Origin of the sequence: Thalassovita autumnalis (assembly GCF_001458255.1) — a bacterium.
GTDB classification, from domain to species: Bacteria; Pseudomonadota; Alphaproteobacteria; order Rhodobacterales; family Rhodobacteraceae; genus Thalassobius; species Thalassobius autumnalis.
Genome location: NZ_CYSB01000039.1, coordinates 124,027 through 148,503 on the forward strand (window position 1 = coordinate 124,027; position 24,477 = coordinate 148,503).

At 60.8% G+C, this 24,477-nt stretch carries 24 protein-coding genes and 1 riboswitch; of the genes, 16 read left to right on the forward strand and 8 right to left on the reverse strand.

Features of this window, described 5'->3' with window-relative positions; all coding sequences use genetic code 11:
• The first annotated feature begins 36 nt into the window (after window positions 1-36).
• Both rlmN and TL5118_RS16425 read left to right on the forward strand, forming a co-directional pair.
• Complete coding sequence (rlmN, locus tag TL5118_RS16420) at window positions 37-1,230, forward strand: dual-specificity RNA methyltransferase RlmN (protein ID WP_058245401.1); 1,194 nt, start codon at window positions 37-39, stop codon at window positions 1,228-1,230.
• A gap of 221 nt (window positions 1,231-1,451) precedes the next feature.
• Window positions 1,452-1,667: a hypothetical protein gene (locus TL5118_RS16425; protein ID WP_106404236.1), complete on the forward strand. Its 216-nt coding sequence runs from the start codon at window positions 1,452-1,454 to the stop codon at window positions 1,665-1,667.
• 9 nt (window positions 1,668-1,676) lie between these two features.
• Here the strand turns inward: TL5118_RS16425 and TL5118_RS16430 are convergent, their stop codons facing one another.
• On the reverse strand, window positions 1,677-2,522 hold the full coding sequence (locus TL5118_RS16430; protein ID WP_058245403.1) for an LOG family protein: 846 nt from the start codon (window positions 2,520-2,522) through the stop codon (window positions 1,677-1,679).
• A 164-nt stretch (window positions 2,523-2,686) separates the two neighbouring features.
• Here TL5118_RS16430 and TL5118_RS16435 point away from each other — a divergent pair, with 164 nt between their 5' ends.
• From TL5118_RS16435 to dapD, 4 genes are all read left to right on the forward strand, one after another.
• Window positions 2,687-3,304, forward strand: coding sequence for a GntR family transcriptional regulator (locus tag TL5118_RS16435; RefSeq protein WP_058245404.1), 618 nt, complete (start codon window positions 2,687-2,689; stop codon window positions 3,302-3,304).
• A 118-nt stretch (window positions 3,305-3,422) separates the two neighbouring features.
• Window positions 3,423-4,001 (forward strand): biotin transporter BioY, encoded by a 579-nt coding sequence (locus TL5118_RS16440; RefSeq protein ID WP_058245405.1) that lies wholly within the window; start codon window positions 3,423-3,425, stop codon window positions 3,999-4,001.
• Window positions 3,994-4,980 carry a biotin synthase BioB gene (gene bioB / locus TL5118_RS16445; RefSeq protein WP_058245406.1) on the forward strand — a complete coding sequence of 329 codons (987 nt, stop codon included), beginning with the start codon at window positions 3,994-3,996 and terminating at the stop codon, window positions 4,978-4,980. Before TL5118_RS16440 ends, bioB begins: the two co-directional genes overlap by 8 nt.
• Before the next feature lie 80 nt (window positions 4,981-5,060).
• Window positions 5,061-5,888: a 2,3,4,5-tetrahydropyridine-2,6-dicarboxylate N-succinyltransferase gene (dapD, locus tag TL5118_RS16450; RefSeq protein ID WP_058245407.1), complete on the forward strand. Its 828-nt coding sequence runs from the start codon at window positions 5,061-5,063 to the stop codon at window positions 5,886-5,888.
• Between the two features lie 63 nt (window positions 5,889-5,951).
• On the opposite strand, the gene TL5118_RS16455 is transcribed toward dapD, so the two are convergent.
• Window positions 5,952-7,520, reverse strand: a complete 1,569-nt coding sequence (locus tag TL5118_RS16455) for a choice-of-anchor L domain-containing protein (RefSeq protein WP_058245408.1) — start codon at window positions 7,518-7,520, stop codon at window positions 5,952-5,954.
• 284 nt (window positions 7,521-7,804) lie between these two features.
• Here TL5118_RS16455 and TL5118_RS16460 point away from each other — a divergent pair, with 284 nt between their 5' ends.
• Both TL5118_RS16460 and TL5118_RS16465 read left to right on the forward strand, forming a co-directional pair.
• Complete coding sequence (locus tag TL5118_RS16460; RefSeq protein ID WP_058245409.1) at window positions 7,805-8,581, forward strand: YHYH protein; 777 nt, start codon at window positions 7,805-7,807, stop codon at window positions 8,579-8,581.
• A gap of 60 nt (window positions 8,582-8,641) precedes the next feature.
• Window positions 8,642-9,016 carry a DUF8846 family protein gene (locus TL5118_RS16465; protein ID WP_058245410.1) on the forward strand — a complete coding sequence of 125 codons (375 nt, stop codon included), beginning with the start codon at window positions 8,642-8,644 and terminating at the stop codon, window positions 9,014-9,016.
• Window positions 9,017-9,036: 20 nt separating this feature from the next.
• Here the strand turns inward: TL5118_RS16465 and TL5118_RS16470 are convergent, their stop codons facing one another.
• The gene (locus tag TL5118_RS16470) at window positions 9,037-10,128 is read right to left on the reverse strand and encodes a Hint domain-containing protein (protein ID WP_058245411.1); all 1,092 of its coding nucleotides are present in this window, start codon (window positions 10,126-10,128) and stop codon (window positions 9,037-9,039) included.
• A 2-nt stretch (window positions 10,129-10,130) separates the two neighbouring features.
• The gene (locus tag TL5118_RS16475) at window positions 10,131-11,729 is read right to left on the reverse strand and encodes a Hint domain-containing protein (RefSeq protein WP_058245457.1); all 1,599 of its coding nucleotides are present in this window, start codon (window positions 11,727-11,729) and stop codon (window positions 10,131-10,133) included.
• Between the two features lie 303 nt (window positions 11,730-12,032).
• Here TL5118_RS16475 and dapE point away from each other — a divergent pair, with 303 nt between their 5' ends.
• The 4 genes from dapE (at window position 12,033) to rnr (ending at window position 16,670) form a co-directional block, all read left to right on the forward strand.
• A complete protein-coding gene (gene dapE / locus TL5118_RS16480; protein WP_058245412.1) occupies window positions 12,033-13,193 on the forward strand; it encodes a succinyl-diaminopimelate desuccinylase in 1,161 nt (386 codons plus the stop codon).
• Window positions 13,190-13,615, forward strand: a complete 426-nt coding sequence (locus TL5118_RS16485) for a GNAT family N-acetyltransferase (RefSeq protein ID WP_058245413.1) — start codon at window positions 13,190-13,192, stop codon at window positions 13,613-13,615. The genes dapE and TL5118_RS16485 overlap by 4 nt, the downstream gene beginning before the upstream one ends.
• Window positions 13,612-14,217 (forward strand): TIGR04282 family arsenosugar biosynthesis glycosyltransferase, encoded by a 606-nt coding sequence (locus TL5118_RS16490; protein WP_058245414.1) that lies wholly within the window; start codon window positions 13,612-13,614, stop codon window positions 14,215-14,217. The genes TL5118_RS16485 and TL5118_RS16490 overlap by 4 nt, the downstream gene beginning before the upstream one ends.
• 188 nt (window positions 14,218-14,405) lie before the next feature.
• Window positions 14,406-16,670: a ribonuclease R gene (gene rnr, locus TL5118_RS16495; RefSeq protein WP_058245415.1), complete on the forward strand. Its 2,265-nt coding sequence runs from the start codon at window positions 14,406-14,408 to the stop codon at window positions 16,668-16,670.
• On the opposite strand, the gene TL5118_RS16500 is transcribed toward rnr, so the two are convergent.
• Both TL5118_RS16500 and TL5118_RS16505 read right to left on the reverse strand, forming a co-directional pair.
• Window positions 16,667-17,086, reverse strand: a complete 420-nt coding sequence (locus tag TL5118_RS16500) for a DUF1801 domain-containing protein (protein WP_058245416.1) — start codon at window positions 17,084-17,086, stop codon at window positions 16,667-16,669. The two genes, rnr and TL5118_RS16500, sit on opposite strands and share 4 nt — an antisense overlap.
• 17 nt (window positions 17,087-17,103) lie before the next feature.
• Window positions 17,104-17,964 (reverse strand): LysR family transcriptional regulator, encoded by an 861-nt coding sequence (locus TL5118_RS16505; protein WP_058245417.1) that lies wholly within the window; start codon window positions 17,962-17,964, stop codon window positions 17,104-17,106.
• A 94-nt stretch (window positions 17,965-18,058) separates the two neighbouring features.
• On the opposite strand from TL5118_RS16505, the gene TL5118_RS16510 reads away from it, so the two are divergent.
• The 3 genes from TL5118_RS16510 to TL5118_RS16520 all read left to right on the forward strand — a co-directional run bounded on the left by TL5118_RS16510 (window position 18,059) and on the right by TL5118_RS16520 (window position 21,245).
• Window positions 18,059-19,048, forward strand: coding sequence for an NADPH:quinone reductase (locus tag TL5118_RS16510; RefSeq protein ID WP_058245418.1), 990 nt, complete (start codon window positions 18,059-18,061; stop codon window positions 19,046-19,048).
• A gap of 156 nt (window positions 19,049-19,204) precedes the next feature.
• A complete protein-coding gene (locus TL5118_RS16515) occupies window positions 19,205-20,515 on the forward strand; it encodes a lytic murein transglycosylase (RefSeq protein ID WP_058245419.1) in 1,311 nt (436 codons plus the stop codon).
• Between the two features lie 47 nt (window positions 20,516-20,562).
• A riboswitch (FMN riboswitch) is annotated at window positions 20,563-20,713 on the forward strand.
• An 85-nt stretch (window positions 20,714-20,798) separates the two neighbouring features.
• Window positions 20,799-21,245: a 6,7-dimethyl-8-ribityllumazine synthase gene (locus TL5118_RS16520; RefSeq protein ID WP_058245420.1), complete on the forward strand. Its 447-nt coding sequence runs from the start codon at window positions 20,799-20,801 to the stop codon at window positions 21,243-21,245.
• 87 nt (window positions 21,246-21,332) lie between these two features.
• Here the strand turns inward: TL5118_RS16520 and TL5118_RS16525 are convergent, their stop codons facing one another.
• Window positions 21,333-22,094: a TSUP family transporter gene (locus TL5118_RS16525; protein WP_058245421.1), complete on the reverse strand. Its 762-nt coding sequence runs from the start codon at window positions 22,092-22,094 to the stop codon at window positions 21,333-21,335.
• A 31-nt stretch (window positions 22,095-22,125) separates the two neighbouring features.
• On the reverse strand, window positions 22,126-23,001 hold the full coding sequence (gene serB / locus TL5118_RS16530) for a phosphoserine phosphatase SerB (RefSeq protein WP_058245422.1): 876 nt from the start codon (window positions 22,999-23,001) through the stop codon (window positions 22,126-22,128).
• 252 nt (window positions 23,002-23,253) lie between these two features.
• Here serB and TL5118_RS16535 point away from each other — a divergent pair, with 252 nt between their 5' ends.
• Window positions 23,254-24,402 carry a phosphoserine transaminase gene (locus TL5118_RS16535; RefSeq protein WP_058245423.1) on the forward strand — a complete coding sequence of 383 codons (1,149 nt, stop codon included), beginning with the start codon at window positions 23,254-23,256 and terminating at the stop codon, window positions 24,400-24,402.
• The last annotated feature ends 75 nt before the right edge of the window (window positions 24,403-24,477 follow it).

The following is a 24,477-nucleotide window of genomic DNA, read 5'->3' on the forward strand; positions in this document are numbered from 1 at the left end:
GTATGGAACGCGCTCATCCCATCTAGGAAGCGCGATATGACGGCCACTGCACCGATTACTCAGGATGTCAGAACATTCCCCCGGAAACTGCCGGAGGGGCCGAAGAACATTGTCGGCCTGACCCGTGCCGGTCTGCGTGAGGCGCTGATCGAAATCGGCACCCCTGAGAAACAAGCCAAGATGCGGGTCAACCAGATCTGGCAGTGGGTCTATCAGTGGGGCGTGCGTGACTTTGCCGAAATGACCAACCTCGCCAAGGCCTACCGCGCCAAACTGGCCGAGCATTTCGTCATCGAAATTCCTGAGGTTGTCAGCAAGCTGGTCTCGACCGATGGCACCCGCAAATATCTGGTACGCATCGCCGGCGGCCATGAGGTGGAGGTGGTCTACATCCCCGAAGAGGGCCGCGGCACGCTGTGTGTGTCATCGCAAGTGGGCTGCACACTGACCTGTTCTTTCTGCCACACCGGCACCCAGAAACTGGTGCGCAACCTGACCGCTGGTGAGATTGTCGGCCAAATCATGATGGCGCGGGACGATCTGGACGAATGGCCCGAACCCGGTGTCGGCACTGGCGATGCGGGCCCCCGCCTGCTGTCCAACATCGTGCTGATGGGCATGGGTGAGCCGCTTTATAACTTCGACAACGTGCGCGACGCGATGAAGATCGCGATGGATGGCGAGGGCATTTCACTCAGCCGCCGCCGCATCACCCTATCGACCTCAGGCGTGGTGCCTGAAATTGCTAAAACCGCGCAGGAAATCGGCTGTCTGCTGGCAATTAGTTTCCACGCAACCACGAATGAAACCCGCGACGTTCTGGTACCGATCAACAAGAAGTGGAACATCCACGAACTGCTGACCGCACTGGCCGAATACCCCAAGGCCTCGAACTCGGAGCGGATCACCTTTGAGTATGTGATGCTGAACGGTGTCAACGACAGCGATGAGGACGCCCATCGCCTGATCCAATACCTGAAGGATTACAACATCCCGGCCAAGATCAACCTGATCCCGTTCAACGAATGGCCCGGTTCGCCCTACAAATGTTCGTCGAACAACCGCATCCGGGCCTTTGCCGACATCATCTACAAAGCCGGCTACGCCAGCCCGATCCGCAAAACCCGCGGCGATGACATCATGGCGGCCTGTGGCCAACTGAAATCGGCCACCGAACGTGCCCGCAAGTCGCGCAAGCAGATCGAAGCCGAAGCGGGCATGAACAGCTGATTTTGGGGAGTAGGCCGCAAAAGACCGACCGGAACCGGCGATCTTGATGGGCCTATTTTCCTGATTTCCTGAACCGAAATCCAGCCGGGAATTGGTAAAACCGCACCCCCTTTTGGGGGTAGCGGCATCGAAGTTTCACATAATTACCTGAATAGGGCGCTTTTCCGCATACGTAGATCTACGGTCTACTGAAGCTGTGAACCATGTTGGAGATCAGTGTTATGTTTGCGAGTATCCATGAATCAAATACCCTAGAAACTGTCGCCGTGATGGAGCTTATCCGCGAAGAGCGCCGCAAGTCGGTCTCGGTCCGCGAGTGGAAGCACCGCCTGTTCGGCTACGGCTATGGTGTCAAACACACCGACCACGGTGATGTGATTGAGAACCTCAGCTCCCACGAAGAAATCTGCGAAATCCCGCAGGAGCTGCTGCACTAATCCACCGCCTTAGCGGCCCGGGATCACGTCCCGTTTGGTGCCAGCCCCTTCCCAGTTGTCGATGATATCCACCGCCTCTTGCGCGGTTTCGACAAAGCGGAACAGATCCAGATCCTCAGCCGAGATGGTGCCTGCCTCTGAAAGGGCCTCCCAGTTGATGATCGACCGCCAGAAGGCTTCGCCGAACAGCAGGAACGGCACCCGTTCCATGCGGCCGGTCTGGATGAGCGTCAGCGCCTCAAAGGTTTCATCCAACGTGCCAAAGCCACCGGGGAACACCGTGACAGCGCGCGCCCGCATCAGGAAATGCATCTTGCGGATGGCAAAGTAATGGAAGTTGAAGCAGAGATCCGGTGAGACGAACTCATTCGGGGCCTGCTCATGCGGCAGCACGATGTTCAGGCCAATAGACACGCCGCCCGCATCCTGTGCGCCACGGTTGCCTGCCTCCATCACGCCGGGACCGCCACCGGTGCAGACAACGTATTCGCGCCCCTCTTCCTGCATTCCGCGCAGGGTCATCAGCCGGGCAAATTCGCGCGCTTCGTCATAGTATTTAGACAGATCCGCCAAGGTCTGGGTGCGCGCCTGATCTTTGTTTTCTGGCCGCGGAATGCGTGCGCCACCAAACAGCACCACGGTGCTGTCGACGCCATATTCATCCATCAGCAGCTGCGGTTTCAGCAGCTCCAACTGCAGCCGCACCGGCCGCAGCTCCTCCCGGCAGAGGAAATCATCGTCGTTGAACGCCAGCTTATAAGACGGTGCCCGCGTCTGCGCGGTATCGGGCACCTCATGCGAGGTTTCGATATCGGTGTGGGCATCCCGGAAACGGCTACGACGATCATCTTTCATGCTCGGAAATCCTTATTCTCATGTTTATCTTTTCAGCCTAGCGCGCCCTCCGGGGGGAGGCCAGTGCATCTCATGCGATCGTGACAGGAACGGGCGGGGAATTCCGGCAGAACAGCGTCATTTCGCCAGTTGTCGCCAAAGCGATGGGAAATTATAGATAATCTATGTCCAATGCCACCATCGCCGACCGCATCTACGATACCCTGTCCGAACAGATCATCCGTGGCAGCCTGCCACCGGGGGAGAAGCTGCGTCAGGACCACATCGCGCGTGCCTTTGACACCAGCCATGTGCCCGTGCGCGAAGCCTTCCTGAAACTGGAAGCCCATGGTCTGGCGGTCAGCCTGCCCCGCCGTGGCACCCGGGTCAGTGAATTGGATCCGGCAGAGCTGCGCGAAATCACCGAAATGCGCACCGCGCTTGAGGTTTTGGCGCTGCAACATGCCGGTCTGGCGATGACAACGGCCGAGCTGCATCTTGCTGAAGAGGCCCGCAAAGCCTGCGATGCGGCCGAGGACCTGCCCACCTGGGAGGCGCGCAACCGCGCCTTTCACCGCGCCATCCTGACGCCGTGCCGCATGCCACGCCTGCTGGCGGCGATTGACGACCTGCACATCGCCTCGGCCCGTCACCTGCTTGCGAACTGGAAAAGCGGCTGGAGCCAGCGCGAGGATAAGGATCACGCTGCGATTCTTTCGCTGCTGCGACGGCGCGATGTGAGCGCCGCCTGTGAGCTGCTGCGCCGCCACCTGCGCCGCGCAGACCGCATCACCCTGCGCTAAACCCTCATTTTATAGACAAAAACTATTTTCTCAAAGTTATGCCTTGCCAAATTATCTATTTTATTAATGATGCAACGCAGCATACGGGATATTTTATCTATAAAAGGAGGCCCCTGCTATGAAATCCACTCTCGGACTCTCCGCCACCTCGCTCAGCCTGACGGATCAGGTGATCCGCGTTGCCACTGGCGTCGCCCTTTTGACCGTCAGCGCCAAGGTACAGGTGCCGTTCTGGCCGGTGCCGATGACCCTGCAGGTTGCCGCGCTGATGATGATCGCCGCCACCTACGGGATGCGTCTGGGCACCTCGACCATGGCGGCCTATCTGGCAGCCGGGGCTGCGGGCCTGCCGGTGTTCGCTGGCACACCTGAGAAAGGCATCGGCCTAGCCTATATGATGGGCACCTCAGGCGGCTATCTGGCCGGCTTCCTCGTCGCTACGGTGATCGTGGGCTATGCAGCCGACAAACTGCCGAGAATGGCGCTCTGGCCGGCAATGCTGGCAGGTCTGGCTGCGATCTATGCATTGGGACTGGCCTGGCTGGCGCAATTCGCCCCTGACGGCAAACTGCTGGCCTGGGGCTTCACCCCTTTCATCGCTGGTGACCTGGTGAAGATCACCCTCGCAGCCGTTGTGGTGCTGGGCGCACCGGCGGCCCTGATTGCCAAAATCCGCGGGACCGCTTCGGATGCTTGATAATCCCCAGAAAGCATCCGCCGTTCGGGCCGAAATCCGCTCGGACTGGACCGTGGATGAGGTGGAGGCGCTGATGCGCCTCCCCTTGTTGGAACTGGTCGGACAGGCCAGCACTCTGCACCAGCGCCACCACAGCGCCGATGACATTCAAAAGGCCAGCCAGCTGTCGATCAAAACCGGCGGCTGCCCCGAGGACTGCGCCTATTGCCCACAATCTGCCCACCACAAAGAGGTGGATCTGGACAAAGAAAAGCTGATGAACCCGAAACACGTCATTTCCCTGGCGAAACGGGCCCAGCAGGCAGGCGCCGAACGGTTCTGCATGGGCGCGGCATGGCGCAAGGTGCAGGATGGGCAGGAGTTTGACAACGTGTTGGAAATGGTGCGCGGCGTAAACGATCTGGGGATGGAGGCTTGTGTCACCCTGGGCATGCTGCAGCCCCATCAGGCCGAAGCCTTGGCCGAGGCTGGGCTGAAAGCCTACAACCACAACCTCGACACCAGCCCTGAGTTTTACGGCGAAATCATCGGCACCCGCACCTATCAGGACCGGTTGGAAACCCTGTCTTACTGTCGCGACGCCGGACTGGATCTGTGCTGTGGCGGCATCATCGGCATGGGCGAAAGCTGGCGCGACCGGGCCAGCATGTTGCAGGTTTTGGCAAATTTTGACCCGCACCCCGAAAGCGTACCGATCAACGCGCTGATCGCCACCAAAGGCACGCCGCTGGAACACCGCGAAAAGGTGCAGGCCTTTGACCTGCTGCGCATGGTTGCCACCGCCCGGATCGTGATGCCGAAAACCCGCGTCCGCCTGTCAGCAGGGCGATCGGATTTTTCCACCGCAGAGCAGGCGCTGTGCTTCTTGGCCGGGGCCAATTCTGTGTTCTACGGCGATGTGTTGTTGACCGCGCCAAACGCCGGAACCGGCGACGATCGCGACATGTTTGCCGCGCTTGGGTCGCTGACGGACGCATGAGGTCGTGCGGTCGCATTGCGAAAACCGCGCCTCTCGCCTATAGCGATTGCGAAACGCAGCATTGAACAAGAGGACATTCCATGTCGAACGCTCAATTGGAACAGGCCATCGAAGCCGCCTGGGACGCCCGTGACACCATCACCCCCGCCACCACTGGCGAAACCCGCGATGCCATCGAATCCACCCTGCATGCGCTGGATTCGGGCAAGCTGCGCGTGGCGGAGAAGCTGGAAAGCGGCGACTGGCATGTGAACCAATGGGCCAAGAAGGCGGTTCTCTTGGGGTTCCGCATCAAGGACATGGAATTGCAGTCCGGTGGCCCGCAGGGCTCCAGCTGGTGGGACAAGGTCGACAGCAAGTTCGCGGGCTGGGGTGAGGCCGAGTATAAAGCGGCTGGCTTCCGTTCCGTACCGAACGCGATTGTGCGCAAGTCGGCCTATGTGGCCCCTGGCGTTGTGCTGATGCCGTCCTTCGTGAACCTGGGCGCCTATGTTGACGAAGGCACCATGGTAGACACCTGGGCCACCGTTGGCTCCTGCGCACAGATCGGCAAAAACGTACACCTGTCCGGTGGCGTTGGCATTGGCGGCGTGCTGGAGCCGATGCAGGCTGGCCCAACCATCATTGAGGACAACTGCTTCATCGGCGCGCGCTCCGAGGTTGTTGAAGGCTGTATCGTCCGTGAAGGTTCGGTTCTGGGCATGGGCGTTTACATCGGCCAGTCGACCAAAATCGTTGATCGTGAAACCGGCGAAGTCATGTATGGCGAAGTGCCGCCCTATTCGGTTGTTGTTTCAGGCTCCATGCCATCGAAGAACGGCATCAACCTCTACTGCGCGGTGATCGTGAAGCGCGTGGATGAAAAGACCCGTTCGAAAACCGGCATCAACGAACTGCTGCGCGACTGATCTGCCGCAGATCCCTGAATACAGAAACGGCGCCTCACCGGGCGCCGTTTTTTGTTACTGAAATCAGCTGGCCAGCAAGGCCTGCGTTTCAAATTCACGCAAAGAAAGACGCGCCGCCGGACCGTAGCCGCGACCGGTCGACAGATCCAGCTGCGGAAACAGGTTGAGGATCTCATTTTGCACATCTGCGTCAAAGCTGGTGCCGGCCTCAGGGCCCGGCAGGTAGCTTTCGGTCCACATGCCGTTGGACCGCAGAACCTCATGCCGATCAAAGAGCAGATGCACATAGGTCACGCGCTGCCCAACCTCCTGTCGGCGCACGGTGCGCTGATTGATCAGGTGTTTGGCGGGGATCAGAACCTCATTGGCATCAAACATCAGCTGCGCCCGCAGATCACGCAACAGCACCCGGTGCTGGGGTGACACCACCAGCTTGCCGTGATTGCCAAGCGCGCCGGCGGCAATCTCAATCGGGGCGTTGTCTTCTTTGGAAATCAGGTTGCAGGTGCCCGACCAGCGCACCGGCTGATAGCCGTGATCGCGGGTCAGGACCAGATCGCCGGGCAGCAAGCTTTCCACCGGCAGGCTGCCACGGGCGGTGTCAATCATGGTGCCGGACAGGAAACAGGGAACGGTCTTGACCGTCGCGTAGCCCGACGCCTCCATCCCCATATCGTCGACAACCGAATAGGTGAAGGTCGTCTCTCCCTCAGTATCCGCCGCAACGATGTTAAGGGTGCCATCCTCATTCAGGCTGACCTGGGTGCCGGAGTTCAGCGTGATGACATTGCCCAGGACCAGCGGCTGGTTGTTGATATGAGTGATGGTCAGCGTGCCGTCATCCATGATCTCATCATTGGCCAACACATCCAAGGTTCCCTCAGAGCCGACCTGCATTTCGATCTCATCATCGTTTACGGTGATGTAGCTCTGAACGCTGTCTGCAGCGATCATCAGGTTACTGTCATATTGAGAATCGCCCGCATCCGCGATGCCGATTTTGATGGTGTTCTTTTCCCCGGCATTCACCGGCGCCCGCAATGTCAGGGTGATCGTCATCCCATCCATTTCGGTGTTGTATTCATCGTTGGCGTTGTCGATGTACCAATCCGGGTTGCTTTCTGGGTTGATCTCATCGATGGAGATTTCGCTGTCCCCGATGGTCAGCTCAGCCTGTTCACCATTGACCCAAATACCAACCGCATCGTTGTAGCCGGAGTTCACCCATTCCAGATATTCCTCGGACGAGAAGGTGATCTGCATCGACAGAATGTCACCGGTCGGAATGAATTCAGCCTCAAAAATTGCGGCGTCGTAAGTTTGAGTTCCTGCAATCGCATTGAGGCCGGCATCCCCATCCACACCAAATGTGTCTGTCGTTGTGTTCGAGGCTTGGTTCGCCTCACCGAAACTATTGGTGACATCGGTTGCGCGACCAGTAGACAGGATCACGCCGCCGTCGCTGGGTGCAACACCCGGCATGGTCTCATCCGCGCCAGAATAGATACCAGAAGAAGCGTTGTCGCCAGAATACGTGGCGCTGACCACCTCGATCCCCGCGCCAAACATCGCCTCTGCCATCTGATCGGCTGATGCACTGGTGTTGATGTCCAACTGACTCGCCGCAACCATCGTGAACCCCTGAAACTCGCAAACTGCGTCTTAAAAAACCTGTCCAAAGCTAGCAGCTTCCACTCTCAATCGCAGGTGCAGCATAGGGAGGGGAGTGGGCATGATTCCGTAGAGGCGCCACCCCAAAAGAATGGGAAACCACCGCGAGACACATCCCAAAGGAGGCGTGTTTCACGAGTGTTTCGCTAGCCTTTTCGTGAGTTTAGCGAAATTTGCCCGGCTGACGCGACGGAATCATCAGGCGCATGCGTGCTATCTCACACCATATTGAGAGGAGAGATTGCATGATTCGTGCCAGCCTATTGACCGTCGCAATTGTTTTGGGATTCACCGCGCAGCACGCCCAAGCACACGATAAGGCTCACGGTAGCCAAGCCAAGGTCACCGTCAAAGGCGATCAGCGCTGCATCACCTCTAACGGAACGCCGCCACATGACATTGGTCGGTTTCCGACCCGGGGCAATCCCAACAGTTTCAAAACCCAGTCGATAAAGATCTGCGTTGATGCCACCCCGGCACAGACCGGGCGCACCGTGACCCGCACCAATGCATCGGGCATCACGCTGACAGGGATCATGCTGCGCCCCGGCACGGCAGAGTTCTATGACGCCTCCAGCCGCCGCGGCTTTTCCCGCAATCGCGCCAGCGGATGGCAGGTTGAGGGCATGGGCGGTGCGGATATGCTGGGCATGGATCACGCCAATGCCCATGTCGATAAACGCGGGTTGTATCATTACCACGCCCCGGCTGACGTCTGGACCGGTGATCTGCATGGCTCCCTCATCGGCTATGCGGCGGATGGTTTCGAAATCCACTATGTCGGGGGCGGCGCGCAAAGCTCCTATCAGCTGAAATCCGGCAATCGGAACGGCGGGCCCGGTGGCAGGCATGATGGCACCTATGTGCAGGATTGGATCTATAAGGCCGGCAGCGGCAACCTAGATGAATGCAATGGGGCCGAGGTTGAGGGGCGCTATGTGTATTTTGCCACCGACAGCTTCCCCTTCTTCCCCCGCTGTTTCAAAGGCACGGTCAGCCGTGATTTCCTTGGCCGCCCCTGAGCGGGCACCGACAGCCCCTAACCGCTTGATCCGCTCAGCGCATCGGCGTATTGCCGGAACATGAGCGAGAAAAAGAAACAAAAGAAACCCTCGCGCCAGCAGGTCTATACCCTGCTGGTGCAGGTTGGTCGCAAAGACGGTGACGGTCTGCCCGAAGGCGCAACCGGCGGCGCGCTGATGATCTATGCAAGCGGCATTGATGAAGCCGAGGCTGTGCGCGAAACCGTTGCGATCCTGAAGCAGGCCGATCTGGCACCTCTGGATGTCACCGGCTACGGCACGCTGGATGAGCGACTTGAACAGGGTCACGACATCAACGCCGAGGAGCGTGAGCTGATGGCCCGCGCGCTGGAAGAGAACTCGGTCATTGTGGCGCAGATGACGCCGTTCTTTGACGGCGAAGATCTGAATGATGTGGAGGGGCCGGTTCAGTAACCGGCTCTTTTGCGAGGTACCTAGGCCGCGCGCAGCTCGGCCAGGGTGATGGCCTCGAAGTGATCCAACAACGGATAGGCCGGGGCCACATGTTCCGGCAGACGTGCCCGTTCCGCATCCGCCAGAAGTGAGGCCTGCATCACCGCTGCATTGCGCCGCCCCCGCCCTAGGAACAACGTCTCCAACGTGGTGCCCGCCGCGATGCAGGGTTCATTGCCCGGCAGCAGGAACTGGTGGTAGCGGATGGTATTGCCGGCCTCTTGCCGGATCGCAGAAACGCCATTGATCAAATGCGTTGCCGGGATGCGCACATAGGCTTTGCCAAACAGATATTCCACCGCCGACCCGCCAGAGCGCAAACGTTGTTCCGCCCCGACCACCAGATTGCGCTGCAGCCCAAAATAAGGCGCACGCAGGCAAACAGGCGTGAAACTGCCAAAGGCTGGCACTTCACGTGAAACCACCTGCAACACCGGCACCAGTCCATGGTGGGGGGTCCGCAACAGATCGCCGCGCCGGATCTTATGTGCTGGGCGATAACCCTGATCCGTCAGGATTGGTACCTGCGCTGCAATGCTGGGCATGGGGCCGATCGGCTCCACCTCGGTAGAGACGGCAAAAAACAGCACCGCCCGGTCCATCTGGCGCTGCATCGGGTCCAGCGTCATCACCCTAAGATCAGACAGCAGCAGCGGCTTGGGGTCTTGCAACTCTTTCAGGAACACCTTGCCGCTGCGCACCTGCTCAATCGCCAGCCGGCCCCAGCGTGCGGGGGCGTCCCAGCTATAGGTGACACGCAGCTCTTCGGCCTGGGTCACTGCATCATGTTCCAGCACGGTGTGAAACACCTCACGGCCCTGGGTGATGACCAGCGCGATGCCGCCTGTGGGCAGCTCCTGGATGGACAGCGAGCTGACCCAGGGGTGATCGCGGCGATACCCCAGCAGCTTGCGCGGTCGCCCATCACCGGGCAGGCGCATTTCAAACAGGATCGATCCGCGCGTCAGCAGGCTGTTGGGCGTCACCTCCAGCGGCGCAGCGGGGCGCGCGGTGCCAATGCCGCCCGGGTCAAAGACCTGCCTGTGCTGATCTGACAGCGCGATCCAAGCCACGGTTAAGCCACCTCATCTTTGGGGGCAGATGTGGCAGGTGCGCTGAGCAGGCTGGCCTCATACTGGCGTAGCGTCTGGCGGGCGGCAGGGCCATAGCCCGCCCCGGTCTCAGGGTCCAGTTCCGGAAACAGCGTGCAGATCTCAGTCATCACATCCTGTTCCAAAGCATGCACGATCTGCGGACCGGGCAGGAAGCTTTCAGTTTCCAGACCTTCGGACCAGAGTATCTGGTGGCGGTCAAACAGCAGATGCACATAGGTCACCTCACCGCCTTCGACCTGACGCACGTTTTTGCCATCCACCAGCTCTTTGGCGGCAACCAGCACTTCGGCCTCCGCAAACAGCAGTTCACTCATCGGGTCGCGCACCAGAACACGGTGCAGCGGCGACACCCAGAGGTCACCATGTTCGCCAAAGGTGCCGCGACGGATGTGGATCGGGGCAAAGCTGCCCGCAGCCGCAACCGTCCGTGACCCGATCCAGCGCAGCGGTTGGGCACCATCATCTTTGGTCAGCACCAGATTGCCCACCTGCAGATGTTCCACTGCAACCTCGCCCTCGGGCGTTTTCACTTTGGTGCCTTCAACAAAACAGGGCACCTGATTGACCGTCACAAAGGCCGAGTCGCTGATGCCAGCGCCGTTTTCCGCGGTGTAGGAGAAGATGACGCTTTCCAGATCACCATCCGCCAGAACGGTCAGGGTGCCATCGGCATTGACCTGCAGCTGCTGACCGGTCGTCAGGGTGATAACCGATCCTGCGGAAACAGCCTGACCGTTGATATGGGTCAGCGTCAGCGTGCTGCTGCCGTCGCCATCATTGCCCAGCACGTCGATGGTTTTGGAAAAGCCCGGCGCAACATCCACCGCATCATCCTGCGCAATGAAGGCGGTCTGGGCACTGTCCCCGGCAATCAACAGGGTCGAGTCGTAGCTTGAATCGGTCACATCCGCGATCCCGATCCGCAGCGTGTTCACCTCACCGACATTGACGTTCATCTTCAGCGTCATGGTGGCGGTGAAACCGTCCATCTCGGTGTTGTATTCATCATTGAGGTTCGAGATGAACAGCGACTCATTGTTGCCGCCGTTGATATTCAGCGGATCGATATCACCATCGCCCACCGCCAGATCCACCTGCTGGCCATTCACCCAGACGCCGATGAAATCCTGATACAGGCTGTTGACGTATTCGGGGTATTCTTCCGAGGCAAAGACAAACTGCAGCGTCAGCGTATCGCCGTCAGGGATAAACTCCACTTCCATGAAGGACGCATCATAGGTTCTGGTGCCCGCCGCCGCATTGAAGGCCGCATTGTTGTTCACCCCGCTGGTGTTGGTCGAGGTGCTGTTGGAAGTGTTCGTGTTGCTGGAGCCGCTGCTTTTGGTGAAGTTGCTGGTGCGCCCCGTCAACAGAATCACGCCAGTGTCGCCCGGTGTCACACCTTCGGAAATCGAATCCCCATTGGAATAGGTGCCCGAAGACCGCCGATCCCCATAGTAATCGGCATCCACCACCGTGACCCCAGCGCCGAACATCTCTTCGGCCATCTGAATCGCGCTGGCGTTATTGTTGATCGGCAGTTCATTTGCGATCGCCATATGCTCACCCCACCCACTCTCATGGGCAGCACGCAGCCAGAGCAGCCCAGACATCAGATCTGGGGCAATCAGTCAAATTTCTGCTCACCTGGGCCTTTTGGCCTCTATGGTTCTTGCGTCCTGCCTCGGGACATTTTTTGCCTTTATACACGGATCAACCCGCTGAAGTAAGGGCCTCTTTCCATCTAACAGGCAAGTGTTGCATACGCCCCCTGGCGATCAATTGATCCGTGATACCGGTGCAGGCAATTGCCCTTGCCGCCCAGACGCGCTAGCCCTTGGCCAAGCCTAAGGAGCCCTCTGATGTCGCAAACCCATCCCTCGCCCATCTGTCCCGTCGATCTTTCGGCCAAACTGATCCAGTGCCCTTCTGTCACCCCGGTGGAAGGTGGCGCGCTGGTCCTGCTTGAGGATCTGCTGAGCGACGCCGGTTTCACCTGCACCCGGGTGGATCGTGAGGGCATTCCCAACCTCTATGCCCGCTGGGGCGGCAAGGGTCATGCCAAGACCTTTGGCTTTAACGGCCACACAGATGTGGTGCCGGTCGGGGATGAGGCCGCCTGGACCAAACCGCCCTTCTGCGGTGAAGTTGAGGATGGCATCCTGTGGGGCCGTGGGGCGACGGATATGAAAACAGGTGTTGCCGCCTTTGCCGCTGCGGCCGTGGATTTCGTGCGCGACAAGGCGCCAGACGGATCGGTCGTGCTGACCATCACCGGGGATGAGGAAGGTGACGGCGATTTCGGCACCGTTGCGCTGCTGGATTGGATGGATGAAAACGACGAAGCGATGAGCGTCTGCCTAGTGGGTGAGCCGACCTGCCCCAACCATATGGGCGAGATGATGAAAATCGGCCGCCGTGGGTCAATGTCGGCCTGGTTCACCTTCACCGGCAAACAGGGGCACGCCGCCTATCCGCATCGCGCCAACAACCCGCTGCCCGCGATGGCCCGGCTGATGGACCAGCTGGCCAGCCATGAGTTGGATCAGGGCACCGATCATTTTGATCCCTCCACCCTGGCCATCGTCACCATGGACACCGGCAACCCGGCCAACAATGTGATCCCTGCCAAATGTACCGGCGCGGTGAACATCCGCTTCAATGACACCCACACCGGGCAATCGCTCAGCGACTGGCTGCAGACCGAAGCCAACAAAGTCACCGCCGAAACCGGGGTGGAGATCGACATGACGATCAAAATCTCCGGCGAAAGCTTCATCACCCCGCCCGGCCCGCTGTCCGATCTGGTGGCCAAAGCGGTGGAGGCGGAAACCGGTGTGTCGCCTGACCTCAGCACCACCGGCGGCACCTCGGATGCACGGTTTGTCAAAGCCCATTGCCCGGTGGTGGAGTTTGGTCTGGTGGGCAAGACCATGCATCAGGTCGATGAACGGATCGAGGTGGAGCAGATCCACCAGCTGAAAGCCATCTACAGCCGCATTCTGGCGGATTACTTTGCATGACCTGGCAGATTGCCCAGACCGATGACCTGACCACCTGTTTCGCCCTGCGCCATGAGGTGTTTGTGCTGGAACAGGACGTCCCAGTTGCCGAAGAGCAGGACGCGCTGGACGCCACAGCCACCCATGTGCTGGCCACAGAGGGGGACACACCACTGGGCACCGCGCGCATCGTCTTCACCGAGGGAACCGCCAAAGTGGGCCGTGTCTGCGTGGTGCAAACCGCCCGCGGCACCGGGCTTGGCGCGGCGCTCATCAAGGCTTGCATCGCAATTGCCGGTGACACCCCAGGCATCCAGCAGGTCAAACTGGGCGCGCAGCTGCACGCATTGGGCTTCTATGAAAAGCTGGGGTTCACCGCCTACGGCCCGGTCTATGATGATGCCGGCATCGATCACCGCGATATGAAGCTGGAACTGTCATGATCTCACAACGCCGGCCGCATCTGGTGGTCATGGTGAAGGAACCCCGCCCCGGGCGCGTCAAAACCCGTTTAGGTCGCGATCTGGGCATGACCACTGCTGCATGGTGGTTTCGCCATCAGGTGCAGGCCCTGCTGCGCCGGATCGAAGATCCCCGCTGGGACACGGTACCGGCCGTCGCCCCGGATGTGGAAGGCATGATGAGCCGCGTCTGGCCCGCGCATCTGCCGCGCATCCCGCAGGGACGTGGAGATCTGGGGGACCGGATGGGCCGCGTGTTTCTGACCGCACCACCCGGCCCGGTCTGCATCATCGGCGCCGATATCCCCGGCATCACCCGCGCCCATATCGCCCGCGCCTTTACCGCACTTGGCGATCATGACGCCTGTTTCGGCCCCGCGCCGGACGGTGGATACTGGTTGGTGGGCCTGAAACAGGCCACCCGCCCACCGCGCAGCCTGTTCCAGAAGGTACGCTGGTCGAGTGAACACGCATTGTCCGACACAATGGCCAGTCTACCCGGCAAACGCATCGCACTGGTGGATACACTCGATGATGTGGACACGCTGGCGGATTTGAAAGCGCTGAAAAATTGCACCCACTAAAAACGCCTAAGCCTAGCGCCGTTCCGAGGGGAGGTGCGAACGCGCCGCCCCGTGGGGGCGGAACGGCGCGGCCCAACAGTTCCTGTTGGGCGGAACATACTTCGCTGGCATTCCATCTCGCCAAACCCACTCCTCCCCAAAACGCATAATCGCGTGACGCCCCTGCCCTGCCGTGCTACCTGCGCCTTATGAGCAAGCTGCCAACAAAGCCTGAGATCCTTGAATGGATTTCGGACAACCCGACCCTCACCTCGAAACGTGACATCGCCAAAGCCTTTGGCATCAAAGGTGCTGCGCGGATCGACCTCAAGCGCATGCTGAAAGAGCTGGAGGCCGAGGGCCATCTGGAAAAGCGCAAGAAAACCTTCCGCGATCCAGACAAGCTGCCACCGGTTTCGGTCATTCAGATCACCGAGGCGGACAGCGATGGCGATCTTTACGCCCGCCCCATGGAATGGCAGGGCGAGGGGGCAGAGCCGAAGATCCTGATGGTATTGCGGGCCTCGGACCCGGCGCTTGGGGCGGGGGACCGCATCCTTGGCCGACTGAGTGAGGTCAAAGGTGAGGCGCATCAATATGAGGCCAAGCTGATCCGCCGCATCGGCACCAACCCGCATCGGGTGTTGGGTGTCTTCCGCAAATCCGCCGAAGGCGGCCGCATCCTGCCCATCGACAAGGGCGACCAAAAAGAATGGCTGGTCCCTGCCGGTGCCACACATGGCGCCAAAGAAGGTGAGTTGGTCGAAGCCGAACAGGCCGGTCCCAAGGGCCGCATGGGCCTGCCGCGCGCCCGCATAGTCAGCCGGTTGGGCGACCCCAGCGCACCCAAGGCCGTGTCGCTGATCGCGATCCATCAGCACGGGATCCCTGATGATTTCCCCGATGCGGTGATTGCCGAAGCCGATGGCAAGAAACCCGCCGTCCTGACCGGACGCGAAGACATGCGGGACATGCCGCTGGTCACCATTGATCCCGCCGATGCGCGCGATCACGATGATGCCTGCTGGGCCCACGCCGATGACGATCCCAAGAACAAGGGCGGTTATGTCATCTGGGTCGCCATTGCGGACGTTGCCCATTACGTCACCCCCGGCTCAGCGCTCGATCGCGAAGCGCGCAAGCGCGGCAACTCCAGCTATTTCCCCGACCGCGTTGTGCCGATGCTGCCGGACCGCCTGTCAGGTGATCTGTGTTCGCTGCACGAAGGCGTGCCGCGCGCCTGTCTGGCTGTGCGGATGCAGATCGACGCCAGCGGTGAAAAGATCGGCCACCGCTTTGTGCGGGGCTTGATGCGCTCGGTCGCGTCGCTGAACTATCAGGAGGTGCAGCGCGCCCGGGATGGGGACGTGAATGAGAAATGCGCACCCTTGATGGATCAGGTCATTCATCCGCTTTACGAGGCGTATGATCTGCTGGTCAAAGCCCGCGCACGCCGCCAGCCGCTGGATCTGGACCTGCCCGAACGCAAGGTGGTTCTGTCCGATGCGGGTGAGGTGCTTAGCGTCAATTTCCGCGACCGTTTGGACGCCCACAAGCTGATTGAGGAATTCATGATCCTCGCCAATGTGGCGGCGGCAGAAACCCTGACGGCAAAGAAATCACCACTGCTGTTCCGGGTGCATGAAGAACCCAGCGTCGAAAAGCTGGACGCCCTGCGCGAAACGGCTGAGACCTCGGGCCTGACGCTGGCCAAGGGGCAGGTGTTGCAGACCGCGCACCTGAACCGCCTGCTGGCAGCAGCCAAAGACACCGACTTTGCCGAGCTGATCAATATGGCAACGCTGCGGTCGATGACGCAGGCCTATTACAGCCCGTCGAACTTTGGCCACTTCGGGCTGGCACTGCGCAGCTATGCGCATTTCACCTCGCCCATCCGCCGCTACTCGGATTTGATCGTGCACCGCGCACTGGTCTCGTCACACGGCTGGGGGGACGATGGGCTGACAGCGGCAGACAGCGAAGATCTGGAGCAAACCGCCAATCACATCAGCGAAACCGAACGCCGCTCCATGATGGCGGAGCGCGACACCACAGATCGCTATCTGGCGGCCTTCCTGTCTGAACGGGTGGGCAATGAGTTTGCAGGCCGGATCAGTGGAATCGCCAAATACGGCGCCTTTGTCCGGCTGGATGACACCGGCGCGGATGGTCTGATCCCGGTCCGTTCGCTAGGCAGTGAATTCTTCCACTTCGATCGCGAGAGCGGCACGCTGATGGGGGTCGACAGCGGCTTTACCCTGTCGCTGGGCCAGAAGGTCACCGTGAAACTGACGGAAACCGCGCCGATCTCAGGCTCCGTCGCGCTGGAACTGGTCTCGGTCGAGGGCGAAGAGGTGCCGCGTTCAGGCCGCGGCGGGGGCCATCGCAAAGGCCGCCCCGGCAAGCGTCAGATGAACCGCGCCAAGAAGAAATCCGCCAAGGTTCAGCGCAAGGTCAAACGCACGCGACGCTAGCCCTGCGGCAGGTGATAGGTCAGCGCGTGACGGATCAACACACCGTGGCGCGCTGGCGTGATCTGTTCCGCGCGTTGAAACAGCACGGCGCGGTTGCCCTCAATCTGGTCCTGCCCCGGAAAGGCCTCAGCAAAATCGCGGATGATGCTGGTCTGACAATGAGCATAAAGGGCAAAACCGCCTGTTTTGGGCACCCCCAGTCGCAGGGTCGAGCCTGCCTTGGTTTTGGGCGTCAGATAGGCGGGCTGTCCCCATTTCAGGCATTCCTCAACCGGGCCGACCCGAGGCAACTCTGCCGCGATGGTCAGGATCAGATGGCGCAATTCCATCAGCCCTGCACGCGCGTCCGGTTCAAACGCCTGAAAAGCTGCAGCAACCGCAGGATCGGCAAAGGGGTGATCTGTCACAACATCCATGCCCCGACCCTAAGGCGCTAGCGCGCGCCGGGCAATTGTTGGGCCAGCACCTCACGCAGGACCACGGCCACCTGATCCCGGCGGGGATCGCGCCCATGCAGCCCCAACGCCAGGGTCGGCAGCGGATAGGCCCGCATCAGCGCACGGTTGATTCGCACCCCCGGCCCCAAGCTAGAGGCCCCCAAAACCGTCACCCCCAGGCCAGAGGCCACCGCGCTGCGGACATAGGCCACACTGCCTGCCGTCAACACATCCCGCGCCCGCCCCCGCGCTGGCCCCAAGGCCGCCTCAGCCGCAGTGCGATAAATGCAGGGCCCCTGCATTAGGCACAGGGACAGCGGATCCTCCGGGCTTTGCGCCGGCGCCTCTTCACCCTCAATCCAGACCATCGGATCCTGTCCAACCGGCAGGGATCCGTCAGCCTCAGGATCATGCAGAGCCAGCGCCAGATCGATCTGGCCATCCTTCAACGCCTGCATCAACCCGCTGCTGAGGCCAACGCGGAACGACAGCTCAGCCCCCGGCAAATGCCGTTCCATCGCCTGTAACAACTCGGGCATCCGATGTGGGGCAAGGTATTCCACCACCCCGATCCGCAGCGCCCCGGACACCACCGGCGCCCGCATATCCGCCATCAGCCGCTCACTTGCCTGCAACATCTGCTGCGCTTTCGGCATCAGGCGACGCCCGGCCTCAGTCAGTTGCACATCGCGGCTGTTGCGGGACAGCAGGCTCTGGCCCAGGGCTTCTTCCAACTTACGGATCCGTACCGAGATCGCCGATTGTGAGCGGCCCAGGCGGGTGCCGGCCTCCGTAAAATTCTGCACATCAGCCACGGTGGTGAAACACCGCAAAAGGTCGAGATCAATATCCTGCATATGGATTTGATATCCACATCCTGAGCATTCAATCAATTCATTTCTTTTATGCTCAACCAGCCCGTACAAAGAGGCAAAGCAAAAGGAGAGTGCCATGCGTGCCATCACTTACAGCAAATTTGGCCCCGCGGCCGAAGTCCTGACCCTAAGCGACCTGCCCACCCCAACCCCCGAAGCGGGTGAGGTGCTGGTGCGGCTGAAAGCCTCGGGCGTGAACCCCTCAGACGTCGACGCCCGCTCGGGCACCCGCCCCGGCGTGACGGAACCGCCCTACCCCCGCATCATTCCCCACAGCGATGGCGCTGGTGTGATCGAAGCGGTGGGGGATGATGTGGATCCCTCCCGCATCGGTGAACGGGTCTGGATCTGGAACGGCCAATGGCAGCGCGCCTATGGCACCGCCGCCGAATACATCGCCCTGCCGCAGGATCAGGCCGTAACCCTGCCCGACAACATCAGCTTTGCCGAAGGGGCGGTGCTGGGCATTCCGGCGATGACCGCCACCTACTGCGTGCTGGGCGGTGGGGATGTGGCTGGCAAAACCCTGTTGATCAGTGGTGGTGGCGGCACCGTGGGCCGTCTGGCCGTACAAATCGCCAAAGCCTCCGGCGCAAGGGTGATCTCCACCGCAGGCAGCCCCGACCAGCAGGAGGCGGCGCGGGAGGCAGGTGCCGATGCGGTGATTGGCTACAATGACCCCGATCTGGCCGCCGCGGTTTTGGCCGCCAACAACGGCCAGCCGGTGGATCAGGTTGTTGAGGTAGAATTTGGCCCCAACGCCGAGATGATCACCGAGGTGATCGCGCCACGCGGTCGCATCATTGCCTATGGATCTGCCAAAGATCGCGCCCCCACCCTGCCTTTCTACCCGTTGATGTTCAAAGGTGTGACCTTGGAAATGGCGCTGATCTATATCCTGACCGATGCAGAACGCCGCCAATGCGAAGCGCAGCTGAACGCCCTGCTGGAAACGGGCGCCCTGGACATGCGCATCGCCCATGAGCTGCCGCTGGAGGACTGCGCCAAAGCCCATGACATTATCGCCAGCGGGGACCGTGCCGGTTCCGTGATCCTGACGATCTGAGGCACTGCACCTCAGCACATTCTTGCCTTTTGACAGGGCGGCGGGGTCAAAGACTTTCCGCCCCCCTTGCCGCAGGCTATCCTCGGCCCCAAGTTCTACCACAGAACACCGCACCCCAAGGCACAACTCTGGGGGCCACAACACAGGGCAGAGGCAATGAAACACCTGGCACAGACCAGCCTGCGCGCTGGCACATTTCTCCTTTCCATTGCGGCCACATCAGTGGCGGCGATGCCGGTGGACAATTCCCTGCGCCCGCAGGCCCGGCCTGGGTCCGGCGTGGGATCGACCGTCCCCAGCTCCTCGCAAGCCCTGCCCGTAATTCCCGCCGCCAGCCGCGCGACCGAAGCCGGGTTTCAGCGCTGGATCCGCAATTTTCAGCCCCGCGCCCGGGCGGCTGGAATTTCCGATGCCACCTTCAAGCGCGCCTTTCGCGGCGTCACGTTCAATGACGAGGTGATTGAGCGCGACCGCAACCAGAGTGAGTTCACCAAACCCATCTGGGACTATCTGGACAGCGCCGCCTCGGACAAACGGATCAAAAACGGTAAGGCCGCGCTGCGCCAACATCGCCGTGTTCTAACCCAGATCGAACGCACCTATGGCGTCGACAAAGAGGTGGTGGCGGCCGTCTGGGGCTTGGAAAGCGCCTATGGCGAATACCGCGGCGACCACAATATGATCGAGGCGCTGGCAACCCTGGCCTATGACGGGCGGCGCGGTCGTTTCTTTGAAAAACAGCTGATTGCGGCGCTGAAGATCCTGCAATCCGGTGACACAACAGCCGCCAAGATGAAGGGCAGCTGGGCCGGGGCCATGGGCCACACCCAGTTTATTCCCACCTCTTATCAGGCCTTTGCCGTCGATTTCACCGGCGACGGGCGGCGCGATATCTGGTCAGACAACCCCGCTGATGCACTCGCCTCCACCGCGGCTTACCTCAAGAAACACGGCTGGGTCTCCGGCCAGCCCTGGGGCGTCGAGGTCAGGCTGCCGGGTGGGTTCAATTACAGCCTCGCCAGCAAGAAGATCACCAAATCCCCGGCAGAATGGGCCCGTCTGGGGGTGAAAGACACCCAAGGTCGCGCGGTGCGCAATTACGGGCAGGCCTCAATCCTGCTGCCGGCCGGTCACAAAGGCGCGGCCTTTATGATCTTCAAGAACTTCAAAGTGATCTCCCGCTACAATTTTGCCACCTCCTATGTGGTCGGGGTCGGCCACCTCTCGGACCGGCTGAAAGGGGCTGGTCCCATCACTGCCGATTGGCCCCGCAACGATAGGGTGCTGAACCGGGCGGAACGCAAGGAAATGCAAGCGCTGCTGACCAAGGCCGGGTTCTCCACCGGCGGTGTCGACGGCATGGTCGGGCCGATGACCCAACGCGCCATCCGCGCCTATCAGGCGGCGCGCGGCGATGTGCCGGATGGCTTTGCCTCCCTCTCCCTGCTGAAAAAGCTGCGGCGCTGACGGCTGGATTTCCTCTTTCTTTTTGCGCCAGCCTCTGCCATTTTTGCGCCCGTTCTCAGGGCGGGGTGAAATTCCCCACCGGCGGTAACGGGGCCAACCCCGAAGCCCGCGAGCGCCACGTCCCTTTCAGGACGTGGGTCAGCAGATCTGGTGCGACTCCAGAGCCGACGGTCATAGTCCGGATGGAAGAGAGCGACAGCAAGGCCCCACCCACAGGTGAGGTGCCTTTCCTGTTCGTGACAACGCCTTGGGGGGATGTGTCGAGATAGGAAAGGACCATGACATGACATCCACCCGCTACGCCTTCATCAAGGCCAACTGGCATGCTGATATCGTTGATCAGGCATTGGCCGGTTTTTGCGAAGTGATCCCCGCCGCACAGGTCGATGTGTTCGACGTACCCGGCGCCTTTGAAATGCCGCTACTGGCCCGCGATCTGGCCGAGACCGGCCGCTACGCCGCCGTCGCCGCTGCCGCGCTGGTGGTGGATGGTGGCATCTACCGCCATGATTTTGTCGCTCAGGCTGTGGTTGACGGGCTGATGCGCGCAGGTCTGGACAGCGGCGTGCCGGTTCTGTCGATCTCGCTGACGCCGCATCATTTCCAGGAAACCGCTCACCACAAGGCGATCTACCGCGATCACTTCGTCGAAAAAGGACGCGAAGCGGCCCGCGCCGCACTGATGATCGGCCAGACCCGCGCCGGGCTGAACGCAGAAAAAGCCGCCTAAGCGTCTTTCAACGTTCTTTAAATACTCAAAAAATCCCTTGCCCGCCCGCTGTGACGGGCAAGGGACTGCACTCGTGGATCAAGCGCGTCAGACCATCTCCCACAGGAGTTTTGCCGCCAGGCTGAGGGAGGTGATCACCAGCAGCGGTTTGATTACCTTCGCCCCCTGTTTCAGCGCCATCTTAGCGCCCAGCCGGGCGCCCGCGATCTGCACTACACCCATCGCCAGCCCCAACAGCCACAAAGGCTGCGCCACCAGCGCAAAGGCCAACAGCCCGCCGACGTTTGAGGCAAAATTCAGCAGTTTGGTATGCGCCGTCGCTTTCAAAATGCCGTAGCCCGACAGCAACACAAAGGACAGCATGTAGAAACTGCCTGCCCCCGGCCCCAGCAACCCGTCATAGCCCGCCACCAGCGGCACCGCTGTCAGGGTAAAGATCAAAGGTGACAGGCGTCGGGTGCGATCACTGTCATCCAGACCGGGGCGCAGGGCAAAGAACAGCGCAATACCGATCAGCAGAACCGGCAGGATCAGCCGGATCCATTCGGTTGGCAACACGGTGACCAGCAACGCCCCGCCAAAGGAGGCCGCCGCCGCCAGCAGTGCCGCGGGCGCCTGCGCCTTGGGATCAACATGGCCGCTGCGGGCATAGGAAAACGCGGCTGTGCCCGCCCCGAACATGCCTTGGATCTTATTGGTGGCCAGCGCCTGCACCGGCGGCACGCCCGAGAGCATCAGCACCGGCAGGGTGATCAACCCGCCCCCACCTGCAATGGCATCAACAAACCCCGCAGCAAAAGCGGCCGCCAGCAGGATTGCCAGCACCTCGGCACTGAATTCAAAAAACATGGAGGTCTCGATCTATGTCAGAGTGGTCAGGTCAGGCTGCGAAATCGGCGCGGGCGTACCCTTGCAGAAACAAGAGCGCCGTCAAGTCACCATGATTGATCCGGATATCACATTGCGCCGCGACCGAAGGTTTTGCATGCAGCGCCACACCGCTGCCCGCCCGACCCAACATGCCCAGATCATTGGCCCCGTCACCCACGGCGATCACATCCGCCTCGCTCAGGCCCAGCTTGGCGGTGATCCGTTCCAGCTGGTCCACTTTGGCCTGTTTGCCCAGAATTGGACGGCCCACATCACCGTTCAGCGCGCCGTCCTCAACGATCAAAGTGTTGGCGTGGTTTTCATCAAAGCCCAGTTCCGCCGCGACCTTGGCGGTGAAGGCCGTGAACCCGCCCGACACCAGCGCCGCATAGCCGCCGTTGGCCTTCATCGTCGCCAGGAGCGCCTTGCCGCCGGGCATGAAGGTGATGCGTTCCGCCAGCACCTTTTCGATGATCGCTTCGGGCAGACCTTTCAGCAGACCGACACGTTCCAACAGGGCGCCTTCAAAATCCAGCTCGCCGTTCATAGCGCGTGCGGTGATCTCGGCCACACGTTCACCGATGCCCGCCTCTGCGGCCAGTTCATCGATACATTCCTGCTGGATCATGGTGCTGTCCATATCCGCCAGCAGCATCTTTTTGCGACGCCCCTCAAGCGGCTGCACAATCAGATCAACACCCAGCTCCTGCAGATCCTGCCAGACATCCCATTGGTTGCCGGGCTGTTCGGCCAAGGTGAATTCTGCCGCCTCATCCGCCGACAGCCAGACCGCATCGCCGCCACCCCAGGCATTGCGCAGGTTTTCGACCAGCGCAGGGTCCAGTTTGGTTTTGGCAGGGTTGGTCAGCAGGGTGGCAATGAACATGGGTCAGAATCCTGAAGGTAAGGCCGTGTTAAAGGCCGCTTAGCCGATGTGCCGCATGATTTCCAGCATCACAGCACTGGTTCCATGGGCAAGAAACCGAAGTTTCCGATCGTAGACATTTCCGTCGCAACGACTCAGCAAAATGCCGCTTTTGGATCATTTTCCCGGTTGCTCGCCGCGGTACAGCGCTCTATCTCGGTCCGTGGGACACCTCTCCCCAACGAGAGGCATTTATCTGGAAGGATAGCATTTATGGCTACTCACGCTCCGGCCACGCGGCCGGTCAATCCGCGTTTTTCTTCGGGCCCCTGTGCCAAAATCCCCACATTCTCGCTGGACAAGCTGTCGGACGCCGCTCTGGGCCGTTCGCACCGCGCAGCTGTTGGCAAGACCAAGCTGAAAGATGCCATCGAAGGCACCCGCGAGATCTTGGGCATCCCCGCAGACTACAAGATCGGCATCGTTCCCGCGTCCGACACCGGCGCGGTTGAAATGGCCCTGTGGAACCTCTTGGGCGCGCGTGGCGTGGAAATGCTGGCCTGGGAAAGCTTTGGCGCGGGTTGGGTGACCGATGTGGTCAAACAGCTGAAGATCGACGCCGAGGTGAAAACCGCCGACTACGGTCAGATCGTGGATCTGGCGACCGTCGACACCAAGAACAACGACGTTGTCTTCACCTGGAACGGCACCACCTCGGGCGTGCGCGTCCCGAATGCGGACTGGATCGCGGATGACCGCGAAGGTCTGACTATTTGCGATGCCACCTCGGCCGCGTTTGCGATGGACCTGCCGTGGGACAAGCTGGATGTGACCACCTTCTCCTGGCAGAAGGTACTGGGCGGCGAGGCGGCGCATGGCATTCTGGTGCTGAGCCCGCGCGCTGTGGAACGTCTGGAAAGCTACACCCCGGCATGGCCGCTGCCTAAAATCTTCCGCCTGACCAAAGGTGGCAAGCTGATTGATGGCATCTTCTCAGGTGCAACCATCAACACGCCCTCGATGCTGGCGGTTGAGGATTATCTGGTTGCGTTGGACTGGGCCCGCGACGTGGGCGGCCTGCAGGGCCTGAAGGACCGCGCTGACGCCAACGCGCAAGCGGTGTTTGATTTCTGCGACGCCCGTCCGTGGATCGCCAACCTGGCCGAAGATGAAGCGACCCGTTCCAACACCTCGGTCTGCCTGAAGTTCGATGACGCGCGCATTCAAGACGGCGCCGCCTTTGCCAAGGCTGTAGCCAAACGTCTGGAAGCGGAAAACATCGCGCTGGACATTGGCGCCTACCGCGACGCGCCGGCCGGTCTGCGCATCTGGTGTGGTGGCACGGTGGAAACCGCCGACATCGCCGCGATGCTGCCCTGGCTGGAGTGGGCCTTCGAGGCCGAAATCGCCGCACAAGGCTAAACCTATCTGAGCCCGGCCACAGGCCGGGCCGCGCCCCTTCGCAATTTTCTGGTCGTACTGACCACCCGACATAAA

What these genes read in the sequence shown, in the direction of transcription:
- TL5118_RS16505 (WP_058245417.1), bottom strand. Translation starts at nt 17,964, where the DNA reads ATGCAGGATATTGATCTCGACCTTTTGCGGTGTTTCACCACCGTGGCT.
- rlmN (WP_058245401.1), top strand. Translation starts at nt 37, where the DNA reads ATGACGGCCACTGCACCGATTACTCAGGATGTCAGAACATTCCCCCGG.
- rnr (WP_058245415.1), top strand. Translation starts at nt 14,406, where the DNA reads ATGAGCAAGCTGCCAACAAAGCCTGAGATCCTTGAATGGATTTCGGAC.
- TL5118_RS16485 (WP_058245413.1), top strand. Translation starts at nt 13,190, where the DNA reads ATGACCTGGCAGATTGCCCAGACCGATGACCTGACCACCTGTTTCGCC.
- TL5118_RS16455 (WP_058245408.1), bottom strand. Translation starts at nt 7,520, where the DNA reads ATGGTTGCGGCGAGTCAGTTGGACATCAACACCAGTGCATCAGCCGAT.
- TL5118_RS16475 (WP_058245457.1), bottom strand. Translation starts at nt 11,729, where the DNA reads ATGGCGATCGCAAATGAACTGCCGATCAACAATAACGCCAGCGCGATT.
- TL5118_RS16430 (WP_058245403.1), bottom strand. Translation starts at nt 2,522, where the DNA reads ATGAAAGATGATCGTCGTAGCCGTTTCCGGGATGCCCACACCGATATC.
- TL5118_RS16535 (WP_058245423.1), top strand. Translation starts at nt 23,254, where the DNA reads ATGGCTACTCACGCTCCGGCCACGCGGCCGGTCAATCCGCGTTTTTCT.
- TL5118_RS16520 (WP_058245420.1), top strand. Translation starts at nt 20,799, where the DNA reads ATGACATCCACCCGCTACGCCTTCATCAAGGCCAACTGGCATGCTGAT.
- TL5118_RS16440 (WP_058245405.1), top strand. Translation starts at nt 3,423, where the DNA reads ATGAAATCCACTCTCGGACTCTCCGCCACCTCGCTCAGCCTGACGGAT.
- dapE (WP_058245412.1), top strand. Translation starts at nt 12,033, where the DNA reads ATGTCGCAAACCCATCCCTCGCCCATCTGTCCCGTCGATCTTTCGGCC.
- TL5118_RS16465 (WP_058245410.1), top strand. Translation starts at nt 8,642, where the DNA reads ATGAGCGAGAAAAAGAAACAAAAGAAACCCTCGCGCCAGCAGGTCTAT.
- serB (WP_058245422.1), bottom strand. Translation starts at nt 23,001, where the DNA reads ATGTTCATTGCCACCCTGCTGACCAACCCTGCCAAAACCAAACTGGAC.
- TL5118_RS16460 (WP_058245409.1), top strand. Translation starts at nt 7,805, where the DNA reads ATGATTCGTGCCAGCCTATTGACCGTCGCAATTGTTTTGGGATTCACC.
- TL5118_RS16510 (WP_058245418.1), top strand. Translation starts at nt 18,059, where the DNA reads ATGCGTGCCATCACTTACAGCAAATTTGGCCCCGCGGCCGAAGTCCTG.
- TL5118_RS16425 (WP_106404236.1), top strand. Translation starts at nt 1,452, where the DNA reads ATGTTTGCGAGTATCCATGAATCAAATACCCTAGAAACTGTCGCCGTG.
- TL5118_RS16500 (WP_058245416.1), bottom strand. Translation starts at nt 17,086, where the DNA reads ATGGATGTTGTGACAGATCACCCCTTTGCCGATCCTGCGGTTGCTGCA.
- TL5118_RS16525 (WP_058245421.1), bottom strand. Translation starts at nt 22,094, where the DNA reads ATGTTTTTTGAATTCAGTGCCGAGGTGCTGGCAATCCTGCTGGCGGCC.
- bioB (WP_058245406.1), top strand. Translation starts at nt 3,994, where the DNA reads ATGCTTGATAATCCCCAGAAAGCATCCGCCGTTCGGGCCGAAATCCGC.
- dapD (WP_058245407.1), top strand. Translation starts at nt 5,061, where the DNA reads ATGTCGAACGCTCAATTGGAACAGGCCATCGAAGCCGCCTGGGACGCC.
- TL5118_RS16515 (WP_058245419.1), top strand. Translation starts at nt 19,205, where the DNA reads ATGAAACACCTGGCACAGACCAGCCTGCGCGCTGGCACATTTCTCCTT.
- TL5118_RS16435 (WP_058245404.1), top strand. Translation starts at nt 2,687, where the DNA reads ATGTCCAATGCCACCATCGCCGACCGCATCTACGATACCCTGTCCGAA.
- TL5118_RS16490 (WP_058245414.1), top strand. Translation starts at nt 13,612, where the DNA reads ATGATCTCACAACGCCGGCCGCATCTGGTGGTCATGGTGAAGGAACCC.